Genomic DNA, 15600 nt, shown 5'->3' on the forward strand with positions numbered 1-15600 from the left:
TCGTCGATGAGCTGGTCGTCCACAGCCTTCGACGGCTGCGGCCTACCCGGCTCGGTGGTCTCGGGCTCGGTCACGTTCTCCCTGGTCATCGGTGCATCTTCCTTGATCGGGAGTTACACCGAACGTTTTACAGTCCCAACAGCAGCGTGAGCGCAAGTCAGCAGGCACCACATGGCAGCACAGCGGGCATGTGTTCACCGCTGCGCAGGGCGGATCGATCGACCTGACCAACCTCACCCGCGCCTTCGCCACGCTTCTCCGCAAGGCCGGCCTCCGCCGCATCCGTTTTCACGACCTCCGGCACTCGACCGCCACCCTGCTCCTGGAACAGGGTGCCGAACTCGTCGTGATCAAGGAACTCCTCGGCCACGCCCACATCGGCGTCACCGCCACCGTCTACGCCCACGTACGCCTCCGCCTCCAACGCCAGGCCATCGACACCCTGGGCGACGCACTCGGCCTTACCGACAACGACCCCGACGATCCGCCCGCCGCAGCCGTCGTCCGCTGACGTTGCCGTCAGCGTTGCCGTCAAACACCCCAGAAGCCCCGCCGGATCCCGGCGGGGCTTCCCATTCGCGCCCGGAAGTAGATCCGATCAGACTCTATGACATGACTATTCGATCCACCTCTGGGAGCGAAGTCGGGGGTTCATCGCCATACCAGGCGTATTCAAGGCCGGACAACATGCCCGTTTCAGTCCAGAGAATGATTTCGCCAATAAGTGCACCCCCCTCGTCAATAACCGTGCAAGTTACCGGCACAACCCCATCCGAGATAGGAGCAGGAGGCGCGTCATTCGTGACTCGCAAGTCAACACTTGCAGAATTGGATCCCCACAGGGCAACTACCCGAACCCAATCAAGCTGATGGCGGAGCTCTGCCGCTCCAGGGAAGTCCAGTTGCAGAATCTGCTCCGCTACCGCCCGCTCCTTACTGGTCAGCGGGCGCGGTTCAACGGGAACCCGCATCTACTTGCCTCCAGGGAACTTATCGGGGTTGAACGCCGTGCCGATTCTCGGAACGCCGTTTACGACAGCTCCTCGAATAGTCACGTTCTCACCATCAATGACTCGACCCACTTCAAATCGCCCCGCTGTCGGAAGGTCTCTTACATCTCCCAGACTGTCCACGATACGTCGCATTGCCTGCTCGCGGCCGCCAGAACGAGCGACTAGGTCAGCGAAGCCATGCTTCTCCGGGTCGATAACATGCTCCAGCTTTGCTGGCGTACTCGCCGACTTGTAGGTCTCGTCCAGGATTTTCGGACAGAGTCCACCCGAATTGTGCACGAGGACCGGCGTCTGCCCCGCCAGTACATAGTACGTGTGGAGGTCGGCGATGGTGAGGTTGTGGGTGGTTTGGTGGGCGGTGTAGGTGCGGGTGGCGGTGACGGTGGCCGGGTCGCCGGTGTCGGTGAGCAGGGTGGTGCCGGGGGTGAGGTCTCCGGCGTCGAGCCATGCCTGCTCGGACTCGGACCAGAAGGGGTGGTGGTCCGTCGTGGTGACCTTCTGGGCACCGTCCTCGGTGGCGATGGTGAGGTCGACGTACCGCTTGTCGTCCTCGGTGGTGATCGCCGCCGTCACGGTACGTACCACCGGCTTGCCGGTCTCCGGATCGGCCGCGAGGACCTTGTCGCCCGGGTTCAGTTGCTCGATCGGCTTCGCCGTGCCGTCAGCGAGAAGCACCTTGGTGCCGCGCACGAAGCTGTGTCTTCCCGAGGCTGAGCACGTACCGAGGACCTCGAAGACCAGCTTCCCGCCCTTTCGGTGGGCGGCGATAGCGTCGCCCACCACGGGGACGAAAGCAACGAGGCTCCAGGCCGCCTCGGAATAGTTCCCTTCACGTAGATAGAGGAACGCGTTGGCACCATCCGCAAAGGGGCCGATGAACGGCACGAACCCTGCCGCGTCCAGGGCCAGGTGAACTTCCTCGCTATTGTAGTCCTTGGCCGGCTGCCACGAACACCCGCCCGAGTACTTGTAAGTGCATACTTTCGACTCTTGGGTGACGCTCACGGACTTCTTCGACCCTGCCGTGCTCACGGTGGTCACCGCGGAAACCGTCGTGCGCCGGGAGCCGTTCTCACGAACCGTGGTGTCACGGTCGTTGAAGACGAAGTCCTGTCCCCCGGACCACCAGGCGTCCTCGTTCTCCAGGTACCGTGCGTCCCCGTCCACCGAGTCGGTGATCAGCGGCCGTAGGCCCGAGGGGTCCCACAGGGTCACCGGGTTGTTGTTGGCGTAGTTGTAGCCGTTCATCTGGGTGGGGTCGGTGATGTCGATGAGGGGGTCGACGGAGATGAAGCGGCCGGTGGTGGGGTCGTATTCGCGGGCGCCGATGTGGGTGAGGCCGGTGGCGGGGTCGTCGATGCCGGTGCCGAGGAAGGAGTCGCGGCCGGGCCACGCGGTGGGTTCGGTGCCGCGGGGGTTGCCGAAGGGGTCGAACTTGCGGCGTTGGACGGGCATGCCGTCGGCGAGGGTGACGGCGGTGTTCGCGGTGTTGTGGTGGTCGGCGAGGAGGACGGTGAGCTCGTGGTCGGCCCGGTCGGCGCTGCCGCCGGTGGAGCGGACGGTGGTGGGAGCCCCGGGGTGGGTGTAGTAGCGCCGGGCCTGGGTGGCGTTCCCCGTGGTGTCGACGGTGACCTCGGTGTCGCCGAGGAACAGGGTGGCCCCGGTGGGGGTGCGTTCGAGCAGGCGGTTGCCGGCGGCGTCGTAGACGTAGCGGACGTCGGCGGTGCCGTCGTCGTCGGTGTCGACGGTGGTGAGCTTGTTCTCCGGGGTCCACGCCAGGTTCTGCGTGTCGCCGCCGACCATGCGCGCGGTGGTGTTGCCCACCGCGTCGTAGGAGTAGGTCTGGAGGGACTCGACGGTTCCGCTGGCCGTCTTCTCCACCGCGTCCACGCGGGTCAGGGTGTGGGGCTGGGCGGTGCCGTAGGTGTAGCTGTAGGTGTCGGACAGGGCCGGGTCCGACAGGTCGTGGTCGGTCAGGGAGAGACGGTTGCCGATCGCGTCGTAGGTGTAGGTGCGGTGGTAGCCGTCGCCGTCCGGGCCCGCTGTGACGTCGGCCGGGTCCGGGCCCGCGTCACGGGCGCCGGACGCGCGCGGGCAGCCGCCCTGGGCGCCGGTCCACGCGTGCCGGAGCTGGCCCAGCACGTCGTAGCTGAAGCACTGGCGGTCACGGGTGCCGTCGGGGCGGACGTCGGTGATCCAGGTGACGTTGCCGACGACGTCGTAGCCGTAGTAGGTGTTCGCCAGGCGGTGCGGCCCGGACTCCTCCCGGTCGGTGACGACGCGGTCCAGGCGGCGGGTGTGGACGTCGTACTCGGCGGTCGACCACACCCGGTGCGGCGCCTCGCCCGAGGCGGTACGCAGCACCTCCCCGTAGACGCTGTAGTCGGTCCCGGCGGTGTACCAGTCGTGGCCGGAGGTGGTCACGGGGGCGCCCTCGCCGTTGTACCGGGTGACCACCTCCTCCCCGGGCAGGCCGCCCGGTGTCGCCGGCAGCGTCCTGACCAGCGGCTTGCCGGTCGCGGTGTAGGTCTGGCCGGTGGTGTAGACGCCGGCCAGGCCGGTGGTGAGCGGGGTGAGCGGGATCGTCGTCCGCGTGCCCGTGGGCCGGTACTCGCTGTCGTAGCCGGTGACCTCGGTGGTGTACGCGGCGCCGTCGACGTACCGGGTGGCCGCGACGGGCAGGCCCTTGGCGCCGAACAGCGTGTCGTAGGTGTAGGCGGTGACGAGCGCGCCGTCGGCGGAGTCCTCGCGCACGTGGGTGGCGCGGCCGAGCACGTCGTAGGTGGTGTGCCGGGTCTCGCCGCGCGCGTCGGTGGCGGTGACCTGGCGGTCGAGCGCGTCGTAGGTGAAGGCGGCGGTGCCCATGTCGGGGTCGGTGCTGGCGGTCAGGCGGCCGCGCGCGTCGTAGGTGTAGCTCCAGGCGTTGCCCTCGTGGTCGGTGACCTCGGTGTGGTTGCCGCGCGCGTCGTAGGCGTAGCGGGTGTCGTTCCAGGAGGTGAGGCGGGTGTCGGTGGCGTGCTGGACGAGGGTGGTGCGGCCCAGGGCGTCGGTCCACACCTTCGTGGCCTTGCTGCCGCGCCGCGTCGACGTGCCGTCGGCCGTCTTGCCCGTCTCCGTCAGCGTCCAGTCCCCGCCGTAGGTGGTGACGGCGGAGTGGTCGGCCTCGCCCGCGTACAGGGTGGTCGCCTTCACCGGGCGGCCGCGGCCGTCGTAGGCGGTCTCCGTGGAGTTGGGAATCTGGAAGAGGCTCTCGGGCCAGAACAGCTCCGCCTCCGGCTCGCCCTGCGCGTGGTAGCCGTTGTGCGTGGCGGCGACGGTGCCGAGCGCGTTGTACCGGGTGTCGGTGACGACGCGGCCGCCGCCGAGCGCCTCGGTCTGCGTCTGGCGCGGCCGGAGCAGGCCGTCCAGGAGGGTGAGTGAGTCCTCGTAGGTGCCGTTGTCGCGCAGGGTGCGGGTGGTGACGACGGGCGGGGCGTCCTCGGCGATCTGGTAGCCGAAGGTGTGGGCGGCGGGGTCGAGCGCCGGTTCCTGGGACGGCGTCCACACGGCGCTGACGCGGCCGAGGTCGTCGTAGGCCAGGGTGGTGGTGCGCTGGTTGGCGTCGGTGGTCTGCAGGGGCGTGCCGCGCCCGGGGTCGACGGTGGTCCGGGTGGCGTGTCCGGCCGGGTTGGTGGTGGTCGTGCTGAACGCGGGGCCGGTGGCGGGCGAGAAGGCGGTGCGGGTGGTGTTGCCGTCGGCGTCGGTGACGGCGGTGGCGCGGCCGAGCGCGTCGTAGGTGCTGCGGGCGCTGGTGACCCAGCCGTCGCCGTCGGCCGCGACGGTGTCGATCTGGCGGGGCAGGCCGCGCACGGGGCTGGTGCCGAAGGCGTTCTCGGCGTCGTAGGAGGTGCGGGTGTCGGAGACGACGTCCGAGCCGGTGGCGGACGCGGCGGCCGCGCAGTCGCCGACCGTCACGCGCTGCCGCTGCACCAGGCCGATCAGGTGCTTGGCGGGGTTGTGCACGTAGCTGTTGACGGTGCACTGCTCGTCGCCGACGGTGTGCCCGCCGCCGTCCTTGGGGGTGAGGGTGTAGCGGTAGGCCGTCTCGGGAAGCCCGTAGGTGTCCTCCACGGTGGTGACGGTGCGGACGGTGCGCTCGCCGCCGCTGACCGACTGCACGGCGTCCTTGCGCTCGACGCCGGCGCGCCACGCCTCCAGGTCCGGCAGCCCGGTGCGGGGGCGCGCCGCCGTCCTGAGCGCCCACGGGCGGGTGACGGTGCGCTGCTCGACGTCGCCGCCGTCCCGGTCGTAGGTGAGCGTCTCGGCTACCAGGCCCTGGTAGGGCAGCAGGTCCTCGGCGAGCGCGGCGCCGGTGGAGTCGCGCACCGTCACCTTCGCCCGCCCCGCGTCCTCGGACATGCCGCGGAAGTACCGGGTGCGGGTCTGCGTGCGCACGGTGGCGTCGTGGTCGCCGGGCCCGGCGGTCGTCACGCCCTTGCGCACGGTGACGGCGGCGTATCCGCGCCACTGGCTGTAGGTGCGCAGGGCGGGCTTGCCGAACTCGTTGGTGTCCTTGGCCCAGGCGGCGTCGCCCTCGTAGGTGTAGGTGGTGACGACGTCGGGCTGGCGGGCGACGCGGTCGCGCTCGACGACGCGGGTGACGACGTACTTGTTGAACCACTCGGTCTCCGGCTCCTCCAGCTCCGGGTCCGGCGACCAGTGGACGGGGAAGCAGCGGGTGCCGTTGGTCTCGGGTGCGGGGTCGGCGCCCAGGGGGCAGGGGTCGGAGTAGCCGACCTCGATCTCGCCGCCGGTCTCGGTGCGGATGGTCTCCACGCGCAGCCGGTCGAAGTCCGGCGTCGGGTCGGAGGCGGAGCGGGCGACGCGGTTGGGCATGTCGACGACGTTGGGCAGGAACGTCACCGGGGGCAGGGTGGTGGCGCCGCCGTCGGGGTCGTAGCCGGTGCGGGTGACGGACTCCAGCCACAGCGGCGGGTGGGTGTCGGTGCGCTGCTTGGGGAAGGCGTGCTCCAGCGACCAGTTGTCCACCTTCGACAGCGCGGTCGAGCCGGGGGTGCGCTGGGCGTAGGTGGTGACGCCGGTGAGGCGCTTGCGGGTCCAGAAGGTGGGCGAGGTGACGTAGCAGTTCTCGGCGTCGGCCTTGCAGTGCAGCGTGGCGGGGGTGTCCCACCAGGGCTGCTTGTCCTCGTAGTTGTCGGAGGTGAAGTCCTCCTCGGCGCAGTCGACGCGGCCTTCCTTCAGGCAGCGCTCGGCGACGGAGAACACCACCCGGGCGGCGGGGGCGCCGTCGAGGTCGCCGGCGCGCAGGCCGTAGTCGACGCGCTTGGGGTAGCCGCCGCGCACGTAGGGGACGTGCTCCTGGTACTCGCCGTTGCGGGCGTAGCGGTTGGTCTCCTTCGCCCAGTCGATGACCATGGCGTTGCCGTGCACGTCGACGACGTGGTCCAGGTTCCAGCGCCAGGCCTGGGTGCAGGCGGAGTCGGCGTAGGCGCTCGCGTGGCAGGGCTCGCCCGCGTGGTTGCCGTGGACGGGGACGGTGAAGACGGAGTTGGTCGGGGCGCGGTCGCCCACGGCGTGCTTGCCGAAGTAGAACCGGGTGCCGTCCCGCTGGGTGATGACCCAGTACTCGCCGTCGTTGTCGCCGTTGCCCAGGCCGGTGTCCTTCTTCAGCTCGACCTTGGCGCCGCTGTCGGCGGCCGGGGTCCAGGTGCCGTCGTCGTAGACCAGGTCGGTGGTGCTGCCGCCGAGTGACATGACGACGTTGGGCCCCGCCCAGCACAGGTCGCCCTTCTTCTTGTCCGTGGCGTTGTCGTTGTTCGGCGTCCCCGCGCGGTCGTCGGCGCAGGAGCGGTAGCGGCGCTCGATGAAGCCGGGGTGGTAGCTCCAGCCGTCGCCGACCCAGGACGCCTGCCCGTTGGCCACCGACGTCTTGCCGTCCACGGACTGCGAGGAGTAGGAGAGGCCGACCTTGGGCGCCGGACCGGCCGGGGCGGCGGGCACGGTCATCGGGTAGGACCAGGAGAAACCGCCGCCGGAGCCACCGGCCGTCCAGGAGCCGGTCGGGGAGAGGTCGGTGGCCTTGTACGTGCCGCCCGCGCCGGCCGCCGAGTCGGTGGCGGCGAGCACCATCGGGCCGCCGCCGGCCTGCGTGGACAGGCCGGACGCCTGCGCGCGGGCCGGGTCGACGGTGGCGCGCACGGTGTCGGCGCCGGGGTCGTTGGCCGAGCCCACCTCCACCGGGGTGGTGCACTCGGGCAGTTCAGGGGTGGTCAGGAAGCACTCGGGGAGCTGCTCCAGCTTCAGCCGCGTCACCCACTCGGTGCCGTAGAGGTCCTCGAACGCGGAGTAGTCCAGGGCGACGTCGACGGGCGTGGCCCCGGTGGCGGGCGGCGTCACCGTGATGAGCGCGCCGTCGACGCCGGCCCCCTCGGCGGTGGTGCGCGGCTCCAGGGCGACGTTCCAGGTGCCCGACGGCTGCGGGGGCTCGGGGTCGTCGGCCGTCGGCGAGGCTTTGCCCAGGCTCACCGGCAGGTCACCGGCGCGGACGAGCTCCTCGCCCGCGGTGTCCAGCGGCACCTGCGCGGTGCCGCCCTCGGGCACCGCCACGGCGCTCGGCTGGTACTCCACCGGCGGGGTGAGGTCCCCGGCCCACTCGTCGAACTCCGCGGCCCTCTCCGCGTCCAGCCCGGCCGCGTCCTCCTGCTGGAGCGCGGTCAGCTCCGGCCCGGTGCGCGGGTCGCCCGGCGGCAGCGCGAGGGCGGAGGCGGGGAGCAGCGTGACGACCATGAGGGCCGCCAGCGACGCGCCCAGCCCCTGCGCCGAGCGGCGCCTGCGCGCCGCGCGGCGCGGGCCCCGGCCCGGTCGCCGGAACCAGTTCCGGTCCGCATGCGTGGACACAGCAAAACCCCCCAGGAAAACCGCGCAGACAGCCCCGGGCGGCCCACACAGAAAAGACACAGAACCGCGAGAACTATGCACACCGCGTCACCGGGATTCCACTTTCCGAGCTCACCTGTGACATGACGCACAAGAAATAACCGGGCCGTTGGGCGCCGAATACGAAGTGGTCGGCAAAAGGCCGGGAATTCCACCGATGCGATGATCATGCGGGTCTTGCGCCTGAAGGAGCGCAGGTCAGGCGGTAACCGGACGAACACAGTGCCACCATGTCCCACTTGCCCGAAAAAACCGGTCACAACCCGGCGACACCGCGGGTGGCGGGCCGCCGGGAGGGCCCGCACGCGCCGTCGCCCTTTTCCGTCCCCGGCCTCGGCGCATGCCCGGGAACCGCGTGACGAACCCGTGAAGATGCGCCATGCTCTGCTCGCACCGCTGTGCGCGAGTGGCCGCAATTGCGCCGACCCGTGCCGGCACGACAGGCGTCATTCAATGGGGGGCGAGCGACGACATGGCCGCCGTGGAGAGCACGGGTATTCCGGGGGATTCGGACGACGGGCCCCGGCCCACCCGGCGGCGGTGGGCGCGGCGGCCCTCGCGCACGGCGTTCGCGGGTCTGGCCGCGCTCCTCGCCCTCGCCGTCGCCGCGCCGCTCGCCGTGCACCTCTCCGGCGACGCCCCCGGCCCCGCGGCCGACGGCGCGCGGGAGACCGGCCCCCTGGACGCCCCGGAGGCCATGGCCCTGGCCAGGGAGACGGGCGAGGACGTCGAGGTGGCGGCCGAGCGCACCGCCACCTCCACCACCTGGGCCCTGCCCGACGGCTCCTGGCGCACCCGCGTCTACAGCGACACCGTCCGCGCGCGCACCGCGGACGGCTGGCGCGCGATCGACACCGACCTGGAGCGGGTCGAGGGGGGCTACGCGCCCCGGGCGGTCAACGACCCGCTGCTCTTCAGCGGCGGCACGGACGGCGGCCACCGCACCCAGCTCCGCCCGGCGGCCGACCCGCCGGTCCAGTGGTCGCCGCTGGTGCGGCTCACCACCGGCGGGCACGAGCTCACCGTGAGCTGGCCGGGTCCGCTGCCCGAGCCCGTGGTCAGCGGCCCGCGCGCGCTGTACGAGAACGTGCGCCCCGGCATCGACCTGCTCATGACGGCGCGCGACAGCGGCTACTCGCACGTGCTGATCGTGCACGACCGGCAGGCCGCGCAGGACCCGCTGCTGGCGGAGCTGACCTACCGCCTGGCCTCCCCCGACCTGGACTTCCACCTCGATGCGGACTCCCGCACCGTCCAGGCGCTGGACGCCGACGGGGTGGAGATGGCCGCGTCCCCGACGCCGTTCGCCTGGGACTCCGCGGGCGAGCCCGCCGTCACCGTCGGCGAGGAGCCCGACGTCATCGAGACGGCGCACGAGACGCTGCGCCTGCCCGGACTCGCCGGGCCGCAGCCCGGTGGCCACGACAGCGTGCTGGACGCCGCGCTCGACGCGGACGACGTGCTGCGCGTGACCCCGGACGCCGGCCTGCTGACCGGCGAGGACACCGTCTACCCGGTCTTCGTCGACCCGTCCTTCAAGGGCCGCAAGAAGAACTGGACGCTGGTGTACAAGAAGTACCCGAACTCCAGCTTCTACAACGGGCGCAACTACAACGACGGCACGAACGAGGCCCGCGTCGGCTACGAGGCGACGTCCGGCGGGCTCTCCCGCTCGCTGTTCACCTTCGAGCACGACCCGAAACTCCGCGGCGCCAGCATCCGGTCGGCCACGTTCCGCGCGCTGCAGACGTACTCGTGGGGCTGCGCGTCCCGGACGTACGACCTGTGGGCCACCAACACCATCAACAGCGGCACCACGTGGAACAACCAGCCGCGCTGGGCCCGCGTGCTGGACTCGGCGACCAACGGCCACGGCTACAAGTCCGGCTCCTGCCCCGACCGCTGGGTCGGACTGAACGTCAAGTCGGTCGCCCAGGACGCCGCCGACGGCGGGTGGTCCACCATCACCCTCGGCCTGCGCGCGGCCAGCGAGACCGACACGCACGCCTGGAAGAAGTTCCGCGCCAACGGCGAGAACGCGCCCTACCTGGAGCTGGAGTACAACCGCAGGCCCAACCAGCCCACGCGGCAGACGATGACACCGGGCCCGGACTGCGACCTGACCACCCCGTACTCCGCGGTGGGCAAGTCCGACCTGACCTTCCGCGCCCGGGGCTCCGACCCCGACGGCAACCTGCGCCGGCTCCACTTCCGGGTGTGGCGGCAGGGCGCCGGCACCGGCTCCCTCTACGACGCCGAGCGCACGACCGACAGCGACGGCTACGCGCACGTCACCCTGGCCTGGGAGGACTTCGAGCACGGGCAGACCTACGCCTGGGACGTGCGCTCGGTCGACGCGGAGGGCGCCGTCTCCTACTTCGCCCCGACCGGCGTCCAGCCCTGCCGCTTCCAGGTGGACCACACCGCCCCGCCCTCCCCCGCCGTGAGCTCGGCCGACTTCCCCGAGCCCGGTGAGGACGGCGCCACCTGGTCGCGGGTGCGGTTCGGCGCCTTGGGGGACTTCACCTTCACCACCGAGACCGGCGAGCACCCGGCCCGCTACGAGTACAGCCTCAACGCCGACACCTTCGACAAGAGCGCGACGGCGGTGGACGGCAGCGCGACGGTGAGCGCCGCGCCCGCCTACGCCGGGCCCAACCGGCTGTACGTGCGCGGCGTCGACCAGGTGGGCAACGTCTCCCGGCACACCGAGTACCTGTTCTACGTCACCCCCCGCGAGGCGCTCGACGCCCCCGGCGACGTCACCGGCGACGGGTACCCCGACCTGCTGGCCATCGACTCGGTGGGCCACCTGCGCAGCTACCCGGCCGACGACCGCGGCGACGTCCACGTCCACCAGCCCGGCGCCCACGACGCCGGCCGCCCGCTGGACGACGACCACTGGACCGACGACACGGGCGCCCCCGCGCTGATCAGCCACACCGGCGACTGGTTCCCCGGCGACGGCGTCACCGACCTGCTGGCCCGCATGCCCGACGGCCGGCTGTACGTGCACCCCGGCGACGGCTACGGCGGCTTCGACGTGGGCCGGCGCGTGGCGGTGCTGCTGCCCGAGGGCGCGCCGGACCCGGCGGACCTCACCCAGCTCGTGACCGCCGAGGACGTCACCGGGGACGGCCACGGGGACGCGTTCGCGCTGGCGGACGACGAGCTGTGGGCGTTCAGCGGGTACACCGGCGGCGCGTTCACCGAGGCCCGCCGCCTCACCACCGCCGCGGTCTGGCGCGAGCGCGACCTGGTGAGCGTCGCCGACATCACCGGCGACGGCACCGCCGACCTGCTCTTCCGCGACGGCAACACCCTCAAGCTCCGGCACGGCGCCCCGGCGTCCGCAGGCGGCGTGGACCTGGACTCGCTGGCCACCGGGGCGGCGTCGGGCACCGGCCGGGACGAGTCGTACGGCACGGCGGGGTGGAGCCGGGCGAACATGCCGATGCTGCGCGGCACCCCGGACGTCACCGGCGACGGCGTCCCCGACTTCTGGGGCGTCCACCACGAGGGCGCGCTCTACCTCTACCCCGGCGGCCCCGCCGGGCACGGCACGCGCTACCAGGTGGGCTCCTACAGTTGGCAGACCCTGCTCGCGCTGGGCTGAACCCGCGGGGCGGCGCGGCCCCCGGCGCGCCCGCGACCGTCGCCTCGCGGCCACCCCGGCGCGCCCCGCGACCGTCGCCTCGCGGCCCCCACGGCACGACGCGCGCGCCCCGCGACCGCCGTGGTGCGACGGTCGCGGGGCGCGCGGGGTGGCACGGGCGGGCGGGCCCGGGGCGCGGGGCGCCGGTGGTTACACCGTCAGCTCCCAGCCCAGGAGCGTGCCGGTGTCCCAGGTGGCCGAGTCGGTGACGCGGAGGTTCCACGTGCCGTCGGCCGCCTCCGAGGAGAGGTTCACGGTGTAGGTCTGGTCGATGTCGTCGGTGCTCCCGCCGGACCGGTTGTGCAGCGTGTACGTGCTGCCGTCGGGCGCGACGAGCTGCACGGTGAGGTCACCGATGTAGGTGTGCCGGATCTGCACGTCGACCGTGGCCGTGGCCGAGGCACCGCGCCCGCACCCGCTGACGGTGGCCGGCGAGTTGACGGTGGCGTGGTCGCGGACGGCCATGTCGGTGCCGTTGGACGCCGAGCAGGTGGGCTCGGGGTCCGGGCCCGGGTCGGTGCCGCCGCCGTAGGGGTCGGCCGCGTTCTCCGCCGAGTAGACCAGCATCGGCTTGACCTGGTTCCAGAAGGTGTTCTGGCAGGAGTAGGACGGGTGGAAGCCGGCGCAGCTCCCGCTGTTCGGCCCGACCTCGAAGGTGTAGCTGGGCACGCCGAGCTCGTCGTAGGCCCAGTCGTCGTGGCCGCCGCTGGCGTTGTAGAGGATCTCGCCGGGCTGGCCGTACTGCCAGGAGCTGCCCGCGAGCTGGGCGAGGTCCTTGCCCATGCGCCGCAGGTCGGCGTCGTTGCCGGTGTTCACGCCGGCGTTCCAGCCCCAGGGGAAGAGCACCATGTTGGCGTAGCTGTGCAGGGTGACGAAGAAGCCCTGGGTGTCGGCGTCGGCGGGCGTGGTGTCGCCGCTGCCGCGGGTGTCGGGGAACAGGTCGCGGTAGAGGGCGTGCAGCGCCCGGTTCTCGTGCTCGGAGTCCGCGGCCGGGCCCTTGTAGACCTGGCTGCACGGGTTCGAGCTGGTGCCCGCGCCGCCCCAGTGGGAGCTGTTGTTGCGGTTGAGGTCGATCCCGATGCCGCTGCCGGAGTTCTCCGAGCAGTTGCTGCCGTGCGTGTGGTTGGCGTTCTTGCGGTGCCACTGCTGGCCGCTGGGCCCGCCGGAGAAGCCCTGCTGGACCATGTCGACGCCGTCCGGGTTGCCGATCGGCACCACCCAGATCTCGCGGGTGTCCAGCAGCTCGGTGGCCTTGGCGTCGCGGCCGTAGCCGTCGGTGAGGTAGTCGATCCACCGGTAGGCCATCTCGCCGGTGGTCAGCTCGCGCGCGTGGACCTGGGCCTGGAGGAGAAAGCGCGGCTTGTCCGAGTTCGGGTCGAGCCGGCAGCTCCCGCTGGTCTTCTTCGTCAGGCAGATCGCCTTCAGGTCGTACCCGCCGGGGCGGCCCGTGGACTTGCGCCAGGAGTCGCCGAAGTCGACGACGGTGGCGAGGTTCGCGTGGTCGGAGGCGACCTGGTCGAGGTGGGCGTACTGGGCGTTGACCGTGCGGTAGCCGCCGTAGTACGTCTCCTCGGCGAGCGCCTCCGTCATGCGCGGCGCCTGACCGCTGCGCTTGGGCGGCTCCCAGGGCGCCGGCTCCAGCTTCTCCTCGACGGTCGGACGCAGGCCCGCCGCCTTCAGGTCCGCGGCCGTGCCGGCGTCCCCGAGGACGAACAGGTCGTCGCCCTCACGGGTTTCGAGCAGGTCGAAGGAGCCGAACGCGCTCTGCGGGGCGTCGGCGCCGCCGTGGACGCGGTAGACGTAGGCGTGGTCGTCCGCCGCGGCCGAGTCCGCGGTGTCCGGAGCGGCCACGCCGCTGCCGGCGCCGATGACGCTGAGCGCCGCGGCGACCGCGGCGGCCCAGAGTATGCGTCTGTGCTGCACAGGGGCCTCACTCATCGTTGGGTGGCACGGGCCCGCGCACCGGGGTGCGGCGCCGGACCGCGCCGTGGGGGGTGCCCGCCGAGTGGGCGGACTGAATGACATGGGCATGCCCTTCAGTCACGTGAGTATCAAGCACGCGTGGCGGCACGACAAGCACCGCGCAACCCTTACTCTTCGGTAAGCGCATGACGCACCCCGCATACCGGACACCGCCCGACACACCGGGCCCACGCCCACCACGGGGGCGGAGCCGGAGCACCGGCACGGCAACGCCCGCGAGGGCGCGGGCCGGTGGGGTGGCGCCGACGTGGGCGCGCGGAGGAGCCGCGCGAGGGGCGACCCGGCGGGCCGGGTGCGGCGCGGCCGCTGGGCCGGGCCCGCCGCCGTGGCGTGCGCCGGCGGGAGGGACACCCGGCCGTCGAGACGCGGACGGCCCCGGCGCCCGGTCGGCGGGACGCGGAACAGGACCGGCGCCCGGCCGTTGCAACGCGGACGACCCCGGCGCCCGGTCGGCGGGACGCGGACGGCCCCGGCACCCGGTCGGCGGGGCGGGGCAGGCCGAGGCGCTCGTCGTCCTGGGCGGCGCCCGGAAGCCCGGGCGCCAGGGGAGCGCGGCGGTGGACCGGGACGGGCGGCGTCGGCGCGCGCCAGGGCCCGGCGGGGCGGGAGCGGGCGTCGGCGCGCCGAGCGTCGGCGGCGTTCGCCCGCGGAGGCGGCGCCGCCGACGGCACACGGCCGCGCGCCGCCCGCTCGGGCCGCGCTCGGCGTACCGCGCGGTGGGCCGGACCGCCGCCGCCCGGTCGGCGCGCGGGCCCGGGAGCCCGGGACGCACAGGGCCCGGCCCGCTCACAGTGGGGCAGGTCCGACGCGGGCTCGGCCGGACGACGACGCGCCGGGGCCCGGGGCGCCCCCGGAGCGGGGCGGCCCGGGTGGGTGGGTCAGCGGCTGCGGGCCACGGTGACCTCGACGCGCTGGAACTCCTTGAGGTCGCTGTAGCCGGTGGTGGCCATCGCGCGGCGCAGCGCGCCGAAGAAGTTCATGGCGCCGTCCGGGGTGTGCGAGGGGCCGGTGAGGATCTCCTCGGTGGTGCCCACGGTGCCCAGGTCGACCTTCTTGCCGCGCGGCACGTCCTCGTGGACGGCCTCCATGCCCCAGTGGTGGCCGCGGCCCGGCGCGTCGGCGGCGCGGGCGAGCGGGGAGCCCATCATCACCGCGTCGGCACCGCAGGCCACCGCCTTCGGCAGATCGCCGGACCAGCCCACACCGCCGTCGGCGATGACGTGCACGTAGCGGCCGCCGGACTCGTCGAGGTAGTCGCGGCGGGCTGCGGCCACGTCCGCGACGGCGGTGGCCATCGGCACCTGGATGCCCAGCACGTTGCGCGTGGTGTGCGCGGCACCGCCGCCGAAGCCGACGAGCACGCCCGCCGCGCCGGTGCGCATCAGGTGGAGGGCCGCGGTGTAGGTGGCGCAGCCGCCCACGATCACGGGGACGTCGAGCTCGTAGATGAACTGCTTGAGGTTGAGCGGCTCGGCGGCCGAGGAGACGTGCTCGGCCGAGACGGTGGTGCCCCGGATGACGAAAAGGTCCACGCCCGCGTCGACGACGGCCTTGGAGAACTGCGCGGTGCGCTGGGGGGAGAGCGCGGCGGCGGTCACCACCCCGGCGTCGCGCACCTCCTTGATGCGCCGGCCGATCAGCTCCTCCTTGATCGGCTCGGCGTAGATCTCCTGGAGGCGGCGGTTGGCGTCGCCCTCGGGCAGCTCCGCGATCTCCGCGAGGAGCGGCTCGGGGTCCTCGTAGCGCGTCCACAGCCCTTCGAGGTTGAGGACGCCGAGGCCGCCGAGCTCACCGATGCGGATGGCCGTCCGCGGCGAGACGACGGAGTCCATCGGCGCGGCCAGGAACGGCAGCTCGAAGCGGTAAGCGTCGATCTGCCAGGCGATCGAGACCTCCTTGGGGTCCCGCGTGCGGCGACTCGGCACGACGGCGATGTCGTCGAAGGCGTACGCCCGGCGCCCGCGCTTGCCGCGCCCGATCTCGATCTCAGTCACTACTGCTGCCCTTCCCGTT

General features: G+C 72.5%; 4 protein-coding genes and 1 pseudogene. 2 read left to right on the plus strand and 3 right to left on the minus strand.

Annotation, left to right across the window (positions count from 1 at the left end):
• Positions 1-130 precede the first annotated feature (130 nt).
• Positions 131-511 (plus strand): annotated as a pseudogene (locus OSB71_RS19350) (tyrosine-type recombinase/integrase); the annotation flags it as partial.
• 460 nt (positions 512-971) lie between these two features.
• On the opposite strand, the gene OSB71_RS19355 reads toward OSB71_RS19350, so the two are convergent.
• Positions 972-7910 (minus strand): polymorphic toxin-type HINT domain-containing protein, encoded by a 6939-nt coding sequence (locus OSB71_RS19355; RefSeq protein ID WP_265949704.1) that lies wholly within the window; start codon positions 7908-7910, stop codon positions 972-974.
• A gap of 520 nt (positions 7911-8430) precedes the next feature.
• On the opposite strand from OSB71_RS19355, the gene OSB71_RS19360 reads away from it, so the two are divergent.
• Entirely contained in the window at positions 8431-11565 is a 3135-nt protein-coding gene (locus tag OSB71_RS19360; protein WP_265949706.1) for a DNRLRE domain-containing protein, read from the plus strand.
• A 189-nt stretch (positions 11566-11754) separates the two neighbouring features.
• Here the strand turns inward: OSB71_RS19360 and OSB71_RS19365 are convergent, their stop codons facing one another.
• Entirely contained in the window at positions 11755-13527 is a 1773-nt protein-coding gene (locus OSB71_RS19365) for a M14 family zinc carboxypeptidase (RefSeq protein ID WP_265949708.1), read from the minus strand.
• Between the two features lie 938 nt (positions 13528-14465).
• A complete protein-coding gene (locus OSB71_RS19370) occupies positions 14466-15581 on the minus strand; it encodes a GuaB3 family IMP dehydrogenase-related protein (protein WP_265949710.1) in 1116 nt (371 codons plus the stop codon).
• Between the last annotated feature and the right edge of the window lie 19 nt (positions 15582-15600).

Origin of the sequence: Streptomyces marinisediminis, assembly GCF_026262575.1 — a bacterium.
GTDB classification, from domain to species: domain Bacteria; phylum Actinomycetota; class Actinomycetes; order Streptomycetales; family Streptomycetaceae; genus Streptomyces; species Streptomyces marinisediminis.